General features: G+C 40.7%; 19 protein-coding genes. 8 read left to right on the top strand and 11 right to left on the bottom strand.

Annotated elements, in window-relative coordinates; translation table 11 throughout:
* Positions 1 to 94: 94 nt before the first annotated feature.
* The gene (locus J3U75_RS02165; protein ID WP_100140172.1) at positions 95 to 679 is read left to right on the top strand and encodes a superoxide dismutase; all 585 of its coding nucleotides are present in this window, start codon (positions 95 to 97) and stop codon (positions 677 to 679) included.
* Between the two features lie 55 nt (positions 680 to 734).
* Here the strand turns inward: J3U75_RS02165 and J3U75_RS02160 are convergent, their stop codons facing one another.
* From J3U75_RS02160 to radA, 10 genes are all read right to left on the bottom strand, one after another.
* On the bottom strand, positions 735 to 1,547 hold the full coding sequence (locus J3U75_RS02160) for a MetQ/NlpA family ABC transporter substrate-binding protein (protein WP_267390283.1): 813 nt from the start codon (positions 1,545 to 1,547) through the stop codon (positions 735 to 737).
* Positions 1,548 to 1,840: 293 nt separating this feature from the next.
* Positions 1,841 to 2,509: a methionine ABC transporter permease gene (locus J3U75_RS02155; protein WP_100152537.1), complete on the bottom strand. Its 669-nt coding sequence runs from the start codon at positions 2,507 to 2,509 to the stop codon at positions 1,841 to 1,843.
* Positions 2,506 to 3,519 carry a methionine ABC transporter ATP-binding protein gene (locus J3U75_RS02150; RefSeq protein ID WP_267390282.1) on the bottom strand — a complete coding sequence of 338 codons (1,014 nt, stop codon included), beginning with the start codon at positions 3,517 to 3,519 and terminating at the stop codon, positions 2,506 to 2,508. Before J3U75_RS02150 ends, J3U75_RS02155 begins: the two co-directional genes overlap by 4 nt.
* A 179-nt stretch (positions 3,520 to 3,698) precedes the next feature.
* A complete protein-coding gene (locus tag J3U75_RS02145; RefSeq protein ID WP_267390281.1) occupies positions 3,699 to 4,481 on the bottom strand; it encodes a ChbG/HpnK family deacetylase in 783 nt (260 codons plus the stop codon).
* Positions 4,474 to 4,887 carry a GtrA family protein gene (locus J3U75_RS02140; RefSeq protein ID WP_267390280.1) on the bottom strand — a complete coding sequence of 138 codons (414 nt, stop codon included), beginning with the start codon at positions 4,885 to 4,887 and terminating at the stop codon, positions 4,474 to 4,476. The genes J3U75_RS02145 and J3U75_RS02140 overlap by 8 nt, the downstream gene beginning before the upstream one ends.
* Entirely contained in the window at positions 4,884 to 5,846 is a 963-nt protein-coding gene (locus tag J3U75_RS02135; RefSeq protein ID WP_267390279.1) for a glycosyltransferase family 2 protein, read from the bottom strand. The genes J3U75_RS02140 and J3U75_RS02135 overlap by 4 nt, the downstream gene beginning before the upstream one ends.
* 92 nt (positions 5,847 to 5,938) lie before the next feature.
* The gene (locus J3U75_RS02130; protein ID WP_267390278.1) at positions 5,939 to 7,414 is read right to left on the bottom strand and encodes a glycosyltransferase family 39 protein; all 1,476 of its coding nucleotides are present in this window, start codon (positions 7,412 to 7,414) and stop codon (positions 5,939 to 5,941) included.
* A gap of 176 nt (positions 7,415 to 7,590) precedes the next feature.
* Positions 7,591 to 8,241, bottom strand: coding sequence for a fumarylacetoacetate hydrolase family protein (locus J3U75_RS02125; RefSeq protein ID WP_267390277.1), 651 nt, complete (start codon positions 8,239 to 8,241; stop codon positions 7,591 to 7,593).
* 145 nt (positions 8,242 to 8,386) lie between these two features.
* Positions 8,387 to 8,704: a putative quinol monooxygenase gene (locus J3U75_RS02120; RefSeq protein ID WP_267390276.1), complete on the bottom strand. Its 318-nt coding sequence runs from the start codon at positions 8,702 to 8,704 to the stop codon at positions 8,387 to 8,389.
* Between the two features lie 82 nt (positions 8,705 to 8,786).
* Positions 8,787 to 10,160 (bottom strand): DNA repair protein RadA, encoded by a 1,374-nt coding sequence (radA, locus tag J3U75_RS02115; RefSeq protein ID WP_267390275.1) that lies wholly within the window; start codon positions 10,158 to 10,160, stop codon positions 8,787 to 8,789.
* Between the two features lie 561 nt (positions 10,161 to 10,721).
* Here radA and putP point away from each other — a divergent pair.
* The 5 genes from putP (at position 10,722) to secF (ending at position 16,314) form a co-directional block, all read left to right on the top strand.
* Positions 10,722 to 12,209, top strand: coding sequence for a sodium/proline symporter PutP (gene putP, locus J3U75_RS02110; protein WP_267390274.1), 1,488 nt, complete (start codon positions 10,722 to 10,724; stop codon positions 12,207 to 12,209).
* Between the two features lie 120 nt (positions 12,210 to 12,329).
* Positions 12,330 to 13,004 carry a RadC family protein gene (gene radC / locus J3U75_RS02105; protein ID WP_267390482.1) on the top strand — a complete coding sequence of 225 codons (675 nt, stop codon included), beginning with the start codon at positions 12,330 to 12,332 and terminating at the stop codon, positions 13,002 to 13,004.
* 125 nt (positions 13,005 to 13,129) lie between these two features.
* Positions 13,130 to 13,429: a preprotein translocase subunit YajC gene (yajC, locus tag J3U75_RS02100; protein ID WP_100140160.1), complete on the top strand. Its 300-nt coding sequence runs from the start codon at positions 13,130 to 13,132 to the stop codon at positions 13,427 to 13,429.
* An 89-nt stretch (positions 13,430 to 13,518) separates the two neighbouring features.
* Positions 13,519 to 15,372: a protein translocase subunit SecD gene (secD, locus tag J3U75_RS02095; RefSeq protein WP_100140159.1), complete on the top strand. Its 1,854-nt coding sequence runs from the start codon at positions 13,519 to 13,521 to the stop codon at positions 15,370 to 15,372.
* A gap of 6 nt (positions 15,373 to 15,378) precedes the next feature.
* Complete coding sequence (secF, locus tag J3U75_RS02090; protein ID WP_267390273.1) at positions 15,379 to 16,314, top strand: protein translocase subunit SecF; 936 nt, start codon at positions 15,379 to 15,381, stop codon at positions 16,312 to 16,314.
* Between the two features lie 190 nt (positions 16,315 to 16,504).
* Here secF and J3U75_RS02085 read toward each other — a convergent pair whose 3' ends face one another.
* On the bottom strand, positions 16,505 to 17,149 hold the full coding sequence (locus J3U75_RS02085) for a hypothetical protein (protein WP_267390272.1): 645 nt from the start codon (positions 17,147 to 17,149) through the stop codon (positions 16,505 to 16,507).
* A gap of 181 nt (positions 17,150 to 17,330) precedes the next feature.
* Between J3U75_RS02085 and J3U75_RS02080 the strand changes: the two genes are divergently transcribed.
* Positions 17,331 to 17,687: a Spx/MgsR family RNA polymerase-binding regulatory protein gene (locus tag J3U75_RS02080; protein WP_267390271.1), complete on the top strand. Its 357-nt coding sequence runs from the start codon at positions 17,331 to 17,333 to the stop codon at positions 17,685 to 17,687.
* Positions 17,688 to 17,707: 20 nt separating this feature from the next.
* A complete protein-coding gene (locus J3U75_RS02075) occupies positions 17,708 to 18,445 on the top strand; it encodes a UDP-2,3-diacylglucosamine diphosphatase (protein ID WP_267390270.1) in 738 nt (245 codons plus the stop codon).
* The last annotated feature ends 124 nt before the right edge of the window (positions 18,446 to 18,569 follow it).

Here is an 18,569-nt window from a genome sequence, read left to right as displayed (position 1 = left end):
ACGTTCTATATATTTGCAAATAGATATCATTTGCCTGAACGATAGACGCACTGTAAAACACAAACTAACCACTCTATCAGAAGGAATCGCAACCATGGAACATAAATTACCAGTTTTGCCTTATGCTTTAGATGCATTAGCACCTCATATTTCCAAAGAAACCATGGAATATCACTACGGTAAGCATCATCAGACTTATATCACTAATATGAATAATCAGATTAAGGGTACTGAGTTTGAAAATATGCCACTTGAAGAAATTGTTAAGAAATCTTCAGGCGGTTTATTCAATAATGCTGCACAATCATGGAATCACACATTTTACTGGTTTGGTTTTGCACCCAAAGGCGTGGCACTAACTGAAAATGGAGCCTTGGCACAGGCCATCAATGCTAAATGGGGCAGTTTTGATGCATTTAAAGAAGCGTTTGATAAAGTAGCTGCCGGAACATTCGGTTCTGGCTGGGCTTGGCTGGTAAAAACACCGGCAGGTGAATTGGATCTGGTATCAACCAGCAATGCGGCCACTCCATTGACAACTGATAATAAACCTTTGCTGACATGTGATGTATGGGAACATGCTTATTACATTGATTATCGTAACAGCCGTCCTAATTACTTAAGCAATTTTTGGGAAATTGTTAACTGGAGCGAAGTTGAAAAACGCTTTGCAGCCTGATACAAAAATAAAAAAACTGCCTTAATTTAAGGCAGTTTTTTTATGGATTCCTGTTTCAGTTTTTTTCTCCAGGAATATACCAGTAGTGCTTGGTGTTATGAGTTTGCATATATTGCTTGAAATCATTTGAATTATATGCAGCCTTTACTGCTTGAGCCCATGGTTTTTGCACATTATCTGACCTTACAGCAACTACCAGCTCAAATGAAGGGACAATGTCTTCCTGAAGCAATGCCAGATCAGGATTAATTTTAGCTGCATAGGCTCTGCTTCCAGGAATAACTGAATAATCGAAATCAGACAAAGTGCGAGGAATATTTCCCGGATCCAGTTCAGTAATATTCAGCTTATAGGGATTTGATTTAATATCATTTTTGGAAATCATACCTGGATTAGATAAGGGGCTTAGAGTAATCCATCCTGCTTTGGCTAACAATCGGTATGCTCGTGCAGCATTTGCCGGATCATTAGGTACAGCAATTGCACTCCCATTTTTTATTGCTTGTAGATTGGTATGGCGTTTGGAATAGATTGCTGTAGGTACGGTGGGTATATGAGTTAATGCTACCAAATTAGCCTTTTTATTTTGGTTAAACGCATCCATATAGGCAGTATGTTGATCAACATTGATGTCGACACTACCTTGCTGCAAGGCAATGTCTGCCTGCATCAAATCTGAAAAATCAATTTGCTTAATTTGATAACCCTGTTTTTCCAGTATTGGCTTGATGGCATCAAGAAACAACTGGCTATAGGGTCCGGGCGATGTGCCGATAACAATCTGTTTAGTACTGCTCTGTTCTTGCTGGCATGCAACGAGTGCCAGACATGTCACAATTAATATCAAAAAATACTTTATCAGTTTCATACCATTTGTTCCGATTGTGGGTAATTTAAAATTTCATTTTATAAAATAATATCTTTTTATTTTTGAATGGAAATTAATAACATTAATTGATTCCGTGAAAAAAAATTTGTTTTACTCTGCAATTCCTATTTGCTCGCTGATGAATATATCGAGCATAGGTTTTACTCAGAATAAAATTAGTCTGTATATTCTCTTGAATAGCAGCAATGATAATAGAATAGTTATCTACTAACCAAAGAACGTAATTTTATAAGGTTATAATTAAAAAAGACGGCTTTAAGCCGTCTATAAGGTTAATTTTTTTTGGCTCTGGCCGCCAGCCAGTTACCCAAAGTCTGAATGATTTGTACGATTAATACCAACACGATAACAGTAACGATCATAATTACATAATCAAAGCGCTGATAACCGTAATTTACTGCCAAATCACCAATCCCCCCTCCTCCTACTGTTCCGGACATTGCTGTGGCATCAATTAAACCAATCAACGCTGTGGTTAGGGCAAGAAGTATTGATGGCATCGCCTCTGGTAATATAAAGTAGCGAATAATCTGAAAATTTGTGGCACCCATTGATTGAGCTGCTTCGATAATTCCTGCGGGCACACTTAGTAATGAATTTTCTATTAGACGAGCAATGTAGGGTGAAACAAATATTATCAACGGAATAATCATTGCTTTAGTGCCAATAGATGTATGAATAAATATACTGGCAACCGGCAAGACACATATCAACAAGATGATAAAAGGTAATGAACGGACAATATTTATAATGATATTTAGCAGGTTATACAAAATAGGTTTAGGCCACACGCCACCCTGACGTGTCAGCAACAGCAAAACGCCTAATGCAGTACCCAGTATTGAACCGAGTACAAAAGAAATGCTGACCATATTAAAAGTCTGCAATAAAGCTGTACCAAACTGGTCAGCTGTTAGTGAGGTATCCATCCAATGATTCATACACCACCTCTTTCAACCTTAACGCCTCTTTCCTGCAAAAACGCCACTGCTTTGTCAACATCTGTTTCTGTGCCATTCATCTGAATAAACATGCTACCAAGCACAACGCCTCCTATTTCACGCATATTGGCAAAAAGAATATTGATTTCTACCAGCTGCTTCAAAATTAGCTCATTAACAACAGGTTCTCTGGCTGAATCACCTAAAAATTCTAATCTAAATATATTGCCTTGTTCTGTCAGACTCTCTAATACAGCTTCTGGTATTTCTGCATTGATAACGGTACTAACAAATTTTTTGGTTGTTTCTTGCTGAGGTGCTGAAAAAATATCCAGTACAGAACCTTGCTCGATAACTTGACCTTTCTCCATTACCGCTACTTTATTGCAGATAGAACTGATTACTTCCATTTCATGGGTTACCAGCAAAATTGTAATATTGCGCTCACTATTGATTTGTTTTAATAATTTTAAAATAGAAAGGGTTGTCTGCGGGTCTAGCGCTGAAGTAGCTTCATCGCATAAAAGTATAGAGGGTTCAGTAATTAAAGCTCGTGCAATGCCAACGCGCTGCTTTTGTCCACCGGACAATTGGCTGGGATAACTCGCTTTTTTGCCGGACAAATCAACATAAGAAAGCATGGCTTCTACTCGGCGCTCAATTTCTTCCTTGTTTATGCCCTGTAAAACTAATGGAATGGCAATATTCTGAGCTACAGTTTTGGATTCTAGCAAATTGAAATGCTGAAAAATCATGCCAATTTTTTTCTTGTGCGCACGTTGTGCCTTCACATCCAGCTTATTTAAATCAACACCATCTACTTTAACGATACCAGAAGTAGGTTTTTCCAGTTGATTAACCAGCCGGATTAAACTGCTTTTGCCTGCTCCACTCCAGCCGATCAACCCGAAGATATCACCGGTATCTACAGTAAGATTGATATCATTTAAGGCATGTACTTGCTGTTTGTTTTTGATATAAGTTTTTTTTATATTTTCAAATATGATCATAACGACCCTTAATAACCCTGAGCGACTTCTTCCTGTTTATATATGTGAAATGCGATACAAATAGTGTACTTGATATATTATGAATGTGCAGAGGGATTCACCCAAGCCAAAAGCTAAAAAATGCAAGTATACTGTAAATAGTAGTGAAACTGGCTAGAATTGTGATATTAAAATAAAGTTTACTGAAGAGTTAGGCTTTGTAGCAATATTTGCCAGTTTGCCTTTTGACATTGATGCTGCTTCCAGCACAAAGCAAATGCTTCGCTTTTCAGCCACAACCATTCAGTTTCACGCGCCGCTTTAATCTCATCGGTCCAAAATTTGGATGGTACAGCCGGATGGCACATGATAAGCAAACCACTATCAGAAGCACTTGCCAACCATTCATTCCATTTAAACTCTAGTATCTGTCTGTCAGCTTTAAAATTGTAAATACCAGCAAAAGCATGATTGTGCGGTATATGTACACTTTGTAAAGATTTATCCAATTGTGAGCCGCCTAGGGCATGAATTATCTTAGCTTTTATATCTCGTTGCGTGGTTTTTGTACTTCGAATAGCAATTGTATTGTCGTAACGTCGCAATAATGTATTAATCAAAACGGAACGTATCTGCGGAAACTGATGGACATGTTGATGGCCGTCCACAAAAACTGGTTTCGCGCCGATTTTATCTTCAAATAAATCCAGTTGTTGATTAATTGCATCCTGTATTTTGTTTTGTTTCCATCCATGCAGATAGGATTTGAATAATACTCGTTTTAGACCATCCGAAGCCGCGAAACCGGTTAAATCAAAGTGCAGGCCTATATCGATGTGATGCCTTTTGAGCTCAGCCACCTCATCTGGTGCAATTGTCCCAAGACTCATAAAACTGCTAGCCTGTATACGTTGCATCTCCGCTAAGCGCAGAACGGCTTCATTAACAGCTGGAGACAGCCCCAAATCATCAACATTAATCATGACTGGTTTCATGGCTTACTTTCTCATTAAAGGCCCAAAACTTACCCAGTAAAAAAGATAATACCATTACGATTGCGGTTACAATAAACCACAACCACCAGTAGGCCTGATTTCCAAACCAATTGATTCCGGCCATAAACAGAATCTGATTTAATGCAAATCCCGTCAAGGAACTGCAAAACCAGCGCCAGAGTGCCTGCAGCCAAGTATAGCCTGTTTGGCTGAATGTAAAACGGTAGTGGCCGGCAAAGCTAACTACAAATCCACATAAAAAGGCCATTGGATTAGCGATTACAGGCAACAGTTTTGCATACTGTACGAGCAGTACAAGACAGGAAAAGTGCGTTGCCGCAGCAGCTGAGCCTACAACAACAAACCACAAACCCTGTTTAGATAATGATTTCATTTTTGGTCGCGACTGTCCCACACTTTGTCCACCAGATAAAGCGGCCGTTGTTTCACTTCTTCATAAATACGGCCTATATACTCACCAATAACCCCCAGACAAACCAATTGAATGCCTGCGGAAAACATTATTCCCGCAGCCAGTGTAGGCCAGCCGGCAAGATCTTTTCCAAAAAACAGGGTATCACCAACGATGTATAGTCCGTATATGATAGCCAATAAAGAAAGAATCAGACCCATACGTGAAATCCAGCGCAAGGGTCGTTGTGAAAACGAAGTGATTCCAACAAGAGCCAGCTCAAACAGACTAAAATAATTAAATTTACTCTTTCCTGTCTTTCGCGGAGAAGCCTGAAATGGAATATACAGGGTGGAAAAACCTACCCATGCGTACAACCCTTTCATAAATCTCTGGCGCTCCGGGAGTTGTAATAAAGCTTGAACAACACGTTGCTTCATCAAACGAAAATCGCCCGCATTCGGGGTCAGCTCATAACGGTGCGTATCCTGCATGAAATGATAAAACCCATTTTTTAATGTCCGGATTAACAGGCTTTCGTGTTCTCGCGAGGTTTGTACTGCTGCCACTACATCCACATCTCTGGTATGCATTAAGTCCAGCATTTCCTTCAGCACAACTATTGGATGCTGTCCATCTGCATCCATCATCGTCACTAGCTCCCCCTGAGCTTGTGCCAATCCAGCAGTAAGTGCTGCTTCCTTACCAAAATTGCGCGAAAATTGTATTAGTCGCAAAGCTGTATTTTGAGGAAGCTGTTCTTTGAACTGCTTATAAGCAGCACTTAAATGGTCTTTACTACCATCATCAACTAGTATCACTTCACAAGCTTGCTCCTGCTGTCCAGTAAAAGAAAATAACTCTGGCAAAAAACGTTTTACCGCTGCTGCATCATTGTATATTGGTAAAATAATACTCAAACCAATTCTATTTTTTTCCATTTAATTTACCTCGCAGGCTAATACCAAAGCAAATAGCTCAAATTCTGAGTAAATAATAGCCAATTTTCATGCTATAAAAAATATACCTGTTGTTATTTAAGACATTTTTTAGGTATATAAGCCTGCCAGATTACTTTCAGCGGTTCGCGCTCAGGTAATTTTGTCCATTTTATAAACCATTCTCCTTGTTTCAACACCACATCAGGCTGTTGATTTAGTGTTTGCAACCATGGCAGGTTTGGCTGCTCATTAGCCGGCCATATTGCTAAAGTTCCATGCTGATGCAAGCGTTCAGCGTTCATCCATGGTGAATAGGCTGCTTCACCAGAAACCATCACCGAAGGTGAAAATTCAGAATAAGAAGCCATTAGTAAAACAATCCAGTCAGAACCCGTAACACTATCCAGTCTACATGAAGAAAACGTTTGCCACTGCATATCTGCTTGTGTAGCCAGAGCCTGCTGCGGCCAGTCCATGCGTGAAGGTTTATGACGTATGCGTGCACCAAATTCAACATAGATAGCCATCAATATAGTAACAAGCAATGCCCAGATAGCAATGCCTTTGAGCAAGGAACATTTTTTAAGCGTAAACTCCTGTTCAGGAATCAGCGCAACTATAATCAATCCGGAAAGTCCCCACATCGGCATGCCCCACATGTCGCGTAAACCTAATCCAAAAATCAAACCAGCACCAACAAGTAACAGCGTTGGCATCAATCCCATCCATAATAGGAAACGCCAGTCTGACTGCTGAAGAATTTGTGCTGGTGTACGCAAGCTCAGGCGTGTCCGATTACAAAGCAAAATCAGCAATAGTGGAAGATGATTGATTATCTGTGTCCCCAGATAGCCCAATGCAGCCAAATGGCCATTGCGACTGGCATCTTCAGCAGAACGGGCAGAAGCATAAGTTAACGGTAGCCAATCATGCTGTATCAGCCAATATACATTCGGAGCAAATACCATCAAAGCCAGAAGCATTGCCAGCCAAGGTTTCGGTGAACACCACAAGCGGCGGTAAGAAGTGAACAAGGAATACAGTAGCATGGTAAAAATCAATACTGCCACTGTGTATTTCACCAGCATGCCGGCACCGGCCATAAATCCAAATATTAACCAATAGCGCCAGTGATTTTTTCGTGTCGCAAGATAAAATGTATAAACCAGCCCCAACCAGACTGGCATTTGTGCAATATTATGATTAAATTCCAATGATGGCCAAGTATAATAAAACACAGCCAATAAAAACAAACTGCCTAAAAAAGCTCTGGCCGGACTCATCAGCTCACGTCCAAACAAATAGGCCAACCAAAGGCTTAAAGCTATAGTGCACTGGCTCAGGATATAGGGACCAATGTGTCCAAAAAGATTATAAAAAGAATACAAAACCCAGCTTGAAAGAGGTGGATGCTTATAATATCCCCATTGCCATTCTCGACCCCAGTAAATACCTTCAGGTACGTCCAAAGGATAGCTGGCGGAAAGTATAAATGGCAGTACTGCCCAAATAATAAAATAAAGTGCCAGCCACCAAGGCAATCTGACTGAAAACGGTTTGCTTGACATGGAAAGTTTTAGTTTTTGGAAACCTACTATTATAAAGGTATTGAAAAAAATAGGGGTAAATGGAAAACACAAACCCTGCGCTGAGCAATGATCGGATGCTGATTACTTAAAATCCGACAGAAAGCTTAAGCGCAACTGGAAAACCAATTGCGCTTAAATATCTCCAGCTAGATCATCTACGCCACTTGAAATTTAACTGAAATTTTTTCCGGCCAGATTAATTCCAATTCATCTCCAGATTTAATGGCTGCAACACCTGCCGGTGTACCTGTATAAATAATATCACCAGCCTGTAAGCCATATACACGTGATAAATAACTGATAATTTGGCAGCAAGTAAACATCATATCACCACTGTTTCCACGCTGACGTATCTGCCCATTAACCCTTAAATAGAAATCCTGCTGCTGAATATCATTAATTTTATCGGCAGCAATGAAGGATGAAATACATGCAGCAGTGGGAAAACCTTTAGCTTTCTCCCAAGGCAAACCTTTTTCCTTTAACTTACTCTGCACATCACGCGCTGTTAAATCCAAACCAATTGCATATCCGCCCACAAAATCTAAAGCATTATCTTCCCCAACATCTTTAACATCTTCTTTAATGTAAATTACTAGTTCACATTCGTGATGCACATCCTGACTATATGCAGGCAGTATGATATTTTCTCCAGCCTGTACCAGTGCAGAAGTGGGTTTCATAAATACCACGGGTTCTTCAGGTTTAGCATTATGCAATTCTTTTACATGTTCGGAATAATTGCGACCGATACAAAAAATATTACTTACAACAGCCTCTTGGCCCTCGATCTGAATGGTTTTCAATTTCGTGTCCCCATAAAATATCGTTCAGTCTGATAAAGCTATCGGTTGGACTCTTACAGCTTTACACATAAAAAAACCAGAATATTGAAAACTGATTCTGGCTTTATTATGAGCGATTACATAGTTAATTACCGCCTAAACCGAATTAAAAACTGGTAATTTCACTCAATTTTAACAACTGCATAGGTTCTTTTAAATAAGGTTCTACAGTTTTAATCAAAGTTTGAAAATGAGCAGTTTGTCCATGCTCGTTAATGGCTGCTTCATCAGCCCAGCATTCCACAAATACAATGCGGTCTTTTTTATCCAGATCTTTATTAGCTGTATAAAATACATTGCCCCGTTCCTGACGTGACATTTTCACGCATTGCTCAACCGCTGCTGAAATGTTCGGCCATGCATCTGCTTTCAATTCCATTGTAGCTACAAGCTTGATAGGATTTGACATAATTTTTATCTCCATTTTTTAGAACCAATACCATTTAAAAATAGTATTTATCACTAACAAGACTATTCCTTTAATCGTATTCTGGCAAATATAATCATCAATTGCGCCGGCTGGCATCCACTCCCTCCTGTACCGAATTGACACCAATAATCGTTAACCCCGGAAAATCTGCTGCTCGTTTCGGACAATTGGCTACCGGCACAATGGCATGAGTAAACCCCAGCTTTTCTGCCTCTCGTAAACGCTCCTGGCCGCGAGGCACAGGGCGAATCTCTCCGGATAAGCCCACCTCGCCAAATACAATCAGCTTTTCCGGCAACGGACGGTTACGATGGCTTGATAACATAGCCAGTATTACAGCCAAATCGGCAGCCGGTTCGGTAATTTTTACACCACCAACCGCATTGAGAAACACATCCTGATCATAGCAAGCAATACCTGCATGACGATTAAGTACAGCCAGCAGCATTGCCAGCCGCTCCTGTGCTAGTCCCACCGTTAAACGTTTTGGCGCAAAACCATGCGCATCATCTACCAATGCCTGAATTTCCACCAGTAATGGGCGTGACCCTTCCTGAGTAACCAGTACACAGGAACCGGGCACATCATCACGGTAGCTGGATAGAAACAAAGCAGATGGATTAGATACCCCTTTAAGCCCTTTTTCAGTCATAGCAAATACGCCTAATTCATTGGCAGCACCAAAACGATTCTTAATCGCACGAATCATGCGATAATTAGAGTGAGTTTCACCCTCAAAATACAAAACCGTATCCACCATATGTTCTAAAACACGTGGACCGGCTATTGCACCATCCTTAGTAACATGTCCTACCAGCAGCATACTGATGCCCTGCTGCTTAGCTAATCTGGTTAGCTGAGCAGCACATTCGCGTACCTGCGAAACCGATCCAGGTGCAGAAGTAATGCTGTCGGAATACATAGTTTGAATTGAATCAATTACCACTACTTTGGGATTCAGACGTGCTATAGCAGCGCTTATGGCCTCAACACGGATTTCTGCCAGTAAGTGCACCCTATCCGCTTGGATACCAAGTCGTTGAGCTCGTAAAGCCACCTGTTGCGCAGATTCTTCACCGGAAACATACAGTACTGACTCTTCTTCAGCCATTAAAGAAATGGTTTGCAACAGTAAAGTAGATTTACCTATGCCGGGATCTCCACCCAGCAAAATAACAGCACCATCCACCAGACCTCCGCCAAGTACCCTATCAAGCTCATTCATACCAGTAGGCGTACGCTGGACTTCCACTGCGCTTACCTCTGCCAGTAACTGTACTGCAGACTGACCAGAGGCCCATGATTGAAAGCGGCTATTGCCACTAGCAGCAGGCAAAACCATCGTTTCTTCTAGCGTATTCCATTCACCACAGTGCGGACAACGACCTTGCCATTTTGGCGATTGACCACCGCAACTGCGACATTGAAACTGAGTTTTTTGTTTTGCCATTATTTCTTTCCGATAACCCGCTTAGAATAGAAAACCATTTTAAGAATTTAAATATTCCTGCTTTTGCCATTACCTAATGCGAAAAACTCAACCATTACAAGCCTTATTCATGCTTCATATAAATAGAATCTAATGATTTTTGATAAACAACAATATTTATATCTACATTGCCAGATTAAAAACTTTATCAGCGTATCTAAATAAATCGTCACTGCTGGCATAAAGTTGAAACTATCTAAAAATATCCGAATAGCTTTTCAAGCTATATAATGATAAATTGGGATGGCGGATATACAAAATAATTCTCAAGAATATATATATGTAAAGTATTATATACTTCTGGTATCGAACCTATGCAGGATAAATTGAAACTATCCGGATGCACATAATCAGTGTCCAATAAAACAATGGTTATTACATTGCCCTGATTTTACTATCTGTATCTTTTGCAGACATATAAACAATTCTGTAAATTATTTCAAATAAACCTCCTGATTTTAGGCATATTACCTTTACCAAAACTGATATCATATTCCATATACATAAACAGGTTTTAAAAAAATGTCCTTACCAATGATTGTCACCTTTGCAGTGTACATAGTAGGAATGATAGCGATTGGATTTTTTGCATATCGTTCAACGCAAAATTTCGGCGATTATATCTTAGGGGGACGTCGAATTGGCAGTATTGTTACTGCACTCTCAGCCGGAGCTTCAGATATGAGCGGCTGGCTGCTAATGGGTCTGCCGGGAGCTGTATTTTTGTTTGGGATATCACAAAGCTGGATAGCCATTGGCCTGATTATCGGAGCGTATTTAAACTGGTTGCTGATTGCTGGTCGTCTACGAGTATTTACTGAAATTAATCATAATTCTCTGACACTGCCAGATTATTTTGCACGCCGTTTTGATGACAATAGCTCTTTACTACGTATTATCTCAGCGCTGATTATTCTTATCTTCTTCACCATTTACTGTGCTTCAGGGGTAGTTGCCGGTGCCAAACTATTTGAAAGTACCTTTGGAATGAGTTACGGCTGGGCCATGCTGGCAGGAGCAGGTGCGACAATCATATATACTTTTGTCGGTGGTTTTTTAGCTGTAAGTTGGACAGATACTATTCAAGCCAGTCTAATGATGTTCGCTTTGGTTTTAACACCTATTATGGTAATAATAAATGCCGGCGGTCTTTCAGATTCAATTGCCTATATTCACTCCTTAAACCACAGCTACACTAATTTATTTGCCCATATGGATTTGGTTGCAATTGTTTCTTTGCTAGGCTGGGGTCTGGGCTACTTCGGGCAGCCGCATATTCTCGCCCGCTTCATGGCTGCTGACTCACATAAAGTGATGAAAAATGCTCGTCGCATCAGTATGACATGGATGGTTTTATGTCTGGCTGGGGCGGTTACCGTTGGCTTTTTCGGCATAGCCTTTTTTGCCCGACATCCTGAACTGAATTATCTAGTTAGCCACGGTAAACATGAACGTATTTTCATCGAACTGTCAAAATTGCTTTTTAATCAATGGATAGCTGGCATCATCCTAGCCGCCATACTCGCTGCAGTAATGAGTACCCTGAGTTGCCAATTACTAGTTTGTTCCAGCGCCCTCACTGAGGATTTCTATCGCTCTTACTTTAGACCTAAAGCAAAGCAAAGAGAGCTAGTATGGGTAGGACGAAGCATGGTGTTATTGGTTTCAGTCATTGCCATCTTATTAGCAATTAATCCGGATAACAGCGTGCTGGATTTGGTCAGCCACGCATGGGCCGGCTTTGGAGCAGCTTTCGGACCAATCATAATTTTTTCAGTATTCTGGTCACGAATGACACGTAATGGCGCTTTGGCCGGTATGATTACAGGGGCGATAACCGTACTTTTGTGGATCAATTTCAAGTGGTTTAATATTTATTCGCTTATCCCGGGCTTTCTGCTTGCTGCAATAGCCATTGTGCTATTCAGCCTGTTTGATAAAAAGCCAAATCAATTGATACAAAATCATTTTAAACAAGCACATGATCGTTATCATAACAATACGGATTAAATTACAATCTCGCATATAAATATTTCAACATCAGGTACCCTAACCAACACAACAGCAAACCAATTTATTTTATTACAAAGTTATATTATGATTACGTCTTTAAATGACATAATCGTAAAAATGAGTATCAAACACTGGCCTAAACACGATCGTCCAAGGGAAAAACTGCTCAAACAAGGTGCCAGTGCACTCAGCGATACAGAATTATTGGCCATATTATTGCGTACAGGAACGAGGGGGAAAAGTGCCGTTGATTTGGCACGAGAGCTAATTGCCAAAACAGGCAGCCTGCGTGCTTTACTTGAGGCAGACTGTCAGCAAATTTGTCAGTACCATGGCATGGGTGTAGCCAGTTATACCCAATTTGCTGTTATTCGTGAAATCAGCCGACGCATGCTGGCAGAAGAAATACATTGCCGTCCGGTTTTCACTCAGCCTGAAACAGTTGCAGATTTTCTACGTTTGCTTATAGGGCATGAAAAAGTAGAAGTTTGCGTGGCCTTACTACTAAACCAGCGCAATGAGCTAATGCATACCATTGAGCTTGCCCGAGGTACCATCAATGAAGCCAGAGTATATACCCGCGAAGTAGCTGCTGCTGCCTTGAGCCACCATGCAGTATCGATTATTCTGGCACATAATCACCCTGGCCAATCAACTATGCCTTCTTCAGGAGATATCCAGCTTACTCATCAGATTAAAGCAGCACTTAACCTTTTGGATATCCGCTTGCTCGACCATTTTATCGTCACTGCAGAAAAAACCACATCCATGGCAGTATTAGACCTGCTGTAACCAGCATAAGCATATGAATCTAAAGATTCAGACAATACATTGTACAAAACTGGATAAAATCATCATTGCAGATTACAATAACGGGTTTAATAGTGTTATTTACCTGAATCACACGGAGTAAGCCCATGATTGATTTTGCTTATGCTGCCAACACTGCCGGTACACAAAGTAGCCTGATGCAGTTTTTACCTCTCTTATTAATTCTAGTTGTATTTTATTTTCTGATTATTCGTCCGCAGCAAAGCAAACATAAAAAACATCAGCAGATGTTAACTGAGCTGAAAAAAGGCGATAAAGTAGTTACACTGGCTGGAATGGTCGGCAAAATTACTAAAGTAAACGATCAATACTTCACTATTGAAATCGCACCGAAAGTAGAAGTTGAATTTGAGCGCAATGCCATCAGTGGCAAGGCACCAGAATAAAGCCTGTTATCTGCCGCAACGTTTCAGTTGCGGCCTTTATTTTCTTTACTTATATTGAAAAACAACAGTCTGCAAGTAAGGCAGCAAATATGAATCGTTATCCTTTATGGAAATATCTGCTTATCATCGTCACCATAGTTTTGGGGCTGCTCTATACCATACCAAACTTTTTCGGCGAGATACCAGCAGTACAAATCTCTACCAACCGTCAAGCTATTACAATTAACGAGCAGACTGAAAACACAGTTAAACAAGCACTGGCAGCTGCACATATACAGCATCAGGGTATGTTTATTACCGATGGTAGTCTAAAAGTTCGTTTCAGCGATACAGAAACTCAGCTTAAAGCACGTGATGCTATTGCTTCTCAATTTGGAGATGGCTATATCGTGGCTTTAAATCTGCTGGCCAACACGCCGGAATGGATGGAAAAAATTCACGCCAAACCTATGTTTCTAGGGCTAGACTTGCGCGGTGGTGTGCACTTTACCATGCAGGTTGATATGGAATCAGCCGTAGACAAGACCTTAGACAGCTATGCCGGTGATATTCGTCGTCAACTGCGTAAACTACAAATTCGCAGCGGCAATATTGTTAAAAACGGACAAACACTGACCATCCCTTTTCAATCAACCAGTGACGCCAACAATGCAACATCTGGTCTGAAAAAATATCTCAACGATGCCACACTTACTCAAAACGGTGACCGTCTAATCGTCAGTCTGAGCAATACTGCGCTGGCTAGAATCCGCACTGATGCAGTGACCCAAAACATCAATACCCTTCACAACCGTGTTAACGAGCTAGGCGTGGCAGAACCTGTCATTCAGCAGGCAGGCCCTGACCGAATTGTCGTACAGTTACCAGGTGTACAAGATACAGCTAAAGCCAAAGATATCATTGGCCGTACCGCCACCCTGCAAGTGCGTATGGTTAGTGACGATCCAAATCTTTATCAGCAGGCACTTCAAGGACACAATCCGGATGGTTATGAACTATTACCTTCTGCTGGTAATGGTGCACCCACATTGGTGAGCAAGCAGGTTGAACTAACTGGCGATAACATTAATGATGCACAAGCTAGTTTCAATGACAGAGGGCAACCCGGAGTCAGTGTGAACTTTGACAGTACCGGTGCAAGCATTTTCGCAGACCTTACCCGAAATAATGTTGGTAAGCGCATGGCCATGGTACTTATTGATCAAGGTAAAGCCGAAGTTATTACTGCACCGGTAATTAATGAACCTATTCCGGGTGGCAAAACTATTATTTCAGGCAACATGAGCATAGCCGAAGCCAATGATACTGCCCTGCTGCTGCGTGCTGGTTCTCTGGCTGCGCCAATGAAAATTATCGAAGAACGTACCATTGGTCCGTCACTAGGTAAAGAAAACATCAGCAAGGGATTTCACTCTACATTATGGGGTTTTGTAGTAGTTGCTGTATTCATGATGCTCTACTATCGCATGTTTGGCCTGTTTTCAGTGATTGCCCTTTCTTGTAATCTGCTGTTTCTGATTGCTATTCTGTCTGCAATGCAAGCCACACTTACCCTGCCGGGCATCGCCGCTATCGCCCTGACACTTGGTATGGCAATTGACTCGAATGTATTAATTAATGAGCGTATTCGAGAAGAATTGCGCCATGGAAATACACCGCAGATATCAATCAATGCCGGTTATGATCATGCATGGCACACAATTGTAGACTCAAACATCACTTCACTGATTGCTGGTCTGGCTCTGTTGATTTTTGGTTCCGGCCCCATACGTGGGTTTGCTGTAGTGCACTGTCTGGGGATTCTGACTTCAATGTATTCCTCTGTGGTAGTTTCACGTGCCATTGTAAATCTATGGTACGGCCGCAAACGTAAATTAAAAACCCTATCCATCGGCCACATCTGGATTGCTGATAATGCCCCTACCAGTAAAAACAAGGCTTAAATAATTATGGAATTTTTCAAAATCAAACGTGACATTCCGTTTATGAGCTATGGCAAGCTAACAACGGCGATATCACTAATTACTTTTATTCTGGCTGTATTTTTTCTGGTAACACGCGGATTGAACTTTTCAGTTGAGTTCACTGGCGGTACCGTAATGGAAGTGGAGTTTCAGCAGAGTGCGGATTTAAACAAGATTCGCACTGAGCTGGACGGACTAAAACTGGGTGAAGTTCAGGTACAGGCGCTTGGTACCAATAAACAACTTATGATTCGCTTACCCAACAAAGCTAATATGTCCTCCGCTCAGTTATCTAATCAGGTAATGGATCTGCTTAAACAGCATCAGGAAGGCGTAAGCTTACGACAGGTAGAATTTATCGGCCCACAGGTAGGTGAAGAGCTGGTAACACATGGGCTGCTTGCTCTGGGCATGGTTGTTCTAGGCATCATTATCTATTTATCCATGCGCTTTGAATGGCGTTTTGCCGTATCCGCCATCATTGCTAATATGCACGACGTGGTTATTATTCTGGGTTGTTTCGCTTTATTTCGCTGGGAATTTTCACTTACTGTGCTAGCAGGTGTTCTGGCTGTGCTTGGTTATTCAGTGAACGAATCAGTAGTGGTATTCGACCGTATCCGCGAGAACTTTCGCAAACCCCATATGCGCGGCAAAAGTGTACCGGCAATCATTGATAATGCTATTACCGCCACCATGAGCCGGACAGTTATTACGCATGGTTCTACCGAAGCGATGGTTATTTCCATGCTCGTTTTTGGCGGAGCGGCACTGCATGGATTTGCCATGGCCTTAACTATTGGCATTGTATTTGGTATCTATTCTTCAGTACTGGTAGCCAGTCCGTTACTGCTGATGTTTGGTTTGAACCGACAAAATCTGGTTAAACCACCTAAACGTAAAGAAGAAGCCGTAGTATAAGTACTAAACAACTACCATTGTTATTATCATGTAAAAATCTCCAGATTAAATAAAAATCTGGAGATTTTTAATATCCGCTAGTGCCAAACCAAATTTTAATCTATATGCGTAATGCCAGATAACCAATTATCTAACTTTTCAAACAATTAATCAGTGAAAATCCATTTGCATTCTATTGATTTTATTACAATCAATGTAGTGCACGTTCATCCTTCCACCCTTTATCAGTCAAGACTAATATCGCAGCACGCCGTTGTGGTTCCTGTAAAGATTTCCACCAGTTTTCATCAGTGGTTTTAATCAGATTTTCAGCCCATTTTTCCGGTATCAACTTGGCATCATAGACCACCTTGGATATAGTCATACCATTGGCTGGTGTGGGTTCAGTAAAGAGCACAATTTTATCTACCTTTTGTGTACCAAGGCAAAGCAGACTACCCTGAGCACTGTTGAGCACATTTGCTTCACCCTTGCTGGTCCGGTAATACACTGCCTGTGGAATATCTGGTCCACCATTTACAGTTAATGTGACATCTTTTCCTTGTTCGTATAAATCTGCATCAGTCAGAATATCCATTTGTTTCAGGGCTGTTTTATTGACTTTCTCTCCATCACTGTTTTTTCTGGCAATCCGAATTTCCTTATTTCCCAGAGTAATCATATTATTAACTCCACCCTGAGCGTTGTCTAATACCAAATTTACCGCCAGACATACCTTATCATTTTTGCCAAATTCATTAATTGCATTTGTAAAATTACTATTACTCGCCTCTTGTTTACCACTACAGGCGGCCAGTAACAGGCTGGTGGCAAATAATAAACTGATTTTTTTCATACCGACTTTCCTCATAAAATAATATTTTTGCACTGATTTAAGCATACTGCCAATATGTCAGATTAGCAATGCAGACCCTATATCGTGAGTTTAAAAACAATCTGCATGCAACAAACCAACACTTAAGCTCGTCAGAGCAAACCGGTATAATATTCGTCTGTACATTTACATGGTCTTAATTATGAGTATTCGGATATATGGTATCAGCCAATGTAATACGGTAAAAAAAGCGCGTCAGTGGCTACAAGAGCATGAAATTGATGCTGAATTTATCGATTTCAAAAAAACACCTCCCACAGCTTCAGATATCCAATTTTGGCTGACACAAATACCTAAAGAAACCCTTATTAATCGTAAAGGTACCACTTGGCGTAAATTAAGTGCCATCGATCAGCAGGATGCACTCTGCAGCAATGAAGCGGCCATACAGCTGATGATGAATCAACCTTCAGTAATCAAGCGTCCTGTATTAATAAATAATAAACAACGCGTACTTGTTGGCTTCGACGCAGCAAAGTACACTGAATTTTTAGCCTGATATTATTAAATCGACAAACCATGAACACCACTATTTTTATTTCAGACTTACATTTGTCAGAACAAACTCCGCCATTAAATAAACTTTTTCAGCGCTGTTTACAACAATGGCAGGGAAATATTGATGCCTTATATATTCTGGGAGATTTTTTCGATGTCTGGATTGGCGATGATGATGACAGTGATTTTATCCGCACCATCAAAAAAGAGCTGAAAGAATTTACTGCCAGCACGCCGATTTATTTTATTCATGGCAATCGTGATTTTCTGCTGGGAGAAAAATTTTCAGCTGAAAGCGGTATCCAGCTATTAAATGCACCACAACAGATTAATCTTTATGGTCATGATTATATTATCATGCATGGAGATGAGCTATGTACCGATGATGTAGCCTATCAGCAATTTCGTATGCAGTCACGTAATCCATTATGGCAGATGGCCGTATTAAGCAAACCCATAGCAGAACGGAGATTACTGGCCGGACAAATTCGTCAGATGAGTGAGACACGTAAAAATAATGAAGGTAAAAGTGAAATCTCTGATGTCACTGAAAGTGCCATCCAGCAACTGATGGAAAACCATGCTCAAGATTCCTTACCCACGCTGATTCATGGCCACACTCACCGCCCTGCCGTACATGAATCTAAACTGAATAATCAGTTATTCAAACGTTATGTTATACAAGACTGGGCTGAAAATTATGGAGGCTATCTCGCTGTCGATGCTAATGGTGTTCATGTGCATGAACTTAAACTTTAAGTTGTTCTAGCACGATTTTATGCATTTATAATTATCAGAATCATTTACTGTTTAAATATTGTTCAGTCTGATATTAAAAAGCCATACTGTATTTATCAGTATGGCTTTTTTATCAGTATTTAAA

The organism is Snodgrassella sp. B3088, assembly GCF_026535815.1.
GTDB classification, from domain to species: domain Bacteria; phylum Pseudomonadota; class Gammaproteobacteria; order Burkholderiales; family Neisseriaceae; genus Snodgrassella; species Snodgrassella alvi_E.
Note: the sequence above shows the minus strand (reverse complement) of the source record. Positions and strands in the feature narration are given on the sequence as shown.

Coding starts and splice junctions, on each gene's coding strand:
- secF (WP_267390273.1), top strand. CDS start 15,379: ATGGAATTTTTCAAAATCAAACGTGACATTCCGTTTATGAGCTATGGC.
- radC (WP_267390482.1), top strand. CDS start 12,330: ATGAGTATCAAACACTGGCCTAAACACGATCGTCCAAGGGAAAAACTG.
- J3U75_RS02080 (WP_267390271.1), top strand. CDS start 17,331: ATGAGTATTCGGATATATGGTATCAGCCAATGTAATACGGTAAAAAAA.
- J3U75_RS02075 (WP_267390270.1), top strand. CDS start 17,708: ATGAACACCACTATTTTTATTTCAGACTTACATTTGTCAGAACAAACT.
- J3U75_RS02085 (WP_267390272.1), bottom strand. CDS start 17,149: ATGAAAAAAATCAGTTTATTATTTGCCACCAGCCTGTTACTGGCCGCC.
- J3U75_RS02150 (WP_267390282.1), bottom strand. CDS start 3,519: ATGATCATATTTGAAAATATAAAAAAAACTTATATCAAAAACAAACAG.
- J3U75_RS02160 (WP_267390283.1), bottom strand. CDS start 1,547: ATGAAACTGATAAAGTATTTTTTGATATTAATTGTGACATGTCTGGCA.
- putP (WP_267390274.1), top strand. CDS start 10,722: ATGTCCTTACCAATGATTGTCACCTTTGCAGTGTACATAGTAGGAATG.
- yajC (WP_100140160.1), top strand. CDS start 13,130: ATGATTGATTTTGCTTATGCTGCCAACACTGCCGGTACACAAAGTAGC.
- J3U75_RS02135 (WP_267390279.1), bottom strand. CDS start 5,846: ATGGAAAAAAATAGAATTGGTTTGAGTATTATTTTACCAATATACAAT.
- J3U75_RS02130 (WP_267390278.1), bottom strand. CDS start 7,414: ATGTCAAGCAAACCGTTTTCAGTCAGATTGCCTTGGTGGCTGGCACTT.
- J3U75_RS02155 (WP_100152537.1), bottom strand. CDS start 2,509: ATGAATCATTGGATGGATACCTCACTAACAGCTGACCAGTTTGGTACA.
- J3U75_RS02165 (WP_100140172.1), top strand. CDS start 95: ATGGAACATAAATTACCAGTTTTGCCTTATGCTTTAGATGCATTAGCA.
- radA (WP_267390275.1), bottom strand. CDS start 10,160: ATGGCAAAACAAAAAACTCAGTTTCAATGTCGCAGTTGCGGTGGTCAA.
- J3U75_RS02145 (WP_267390281.1), bottom strand. CDS start 4,481: ATGATTAATGTTGATGATTTGGGGCTGTCTCCAGCTGTTAATGAAGCC.
- secD (WP_100140159.1), top strand. CDS start 13,519: ATGAATCGTTATCCTTTATGGAAATATCTGCTTATCATCGTCACCATA.
- J3U75_RS02140 (WP_267390280.1), bottom strand. CDS start 4,887: ATGAAATCATTATCTAAACAGGGTTTGTGGTTTGTTGTTGTAGGCTCA.
- J3U75_RS02120 (WP_267390276.1), bottom strand. CDS start 8,704: ATGGAGATAAAAATTATGTCAAATCCTATCAAGCTTGTAGCTACAATG.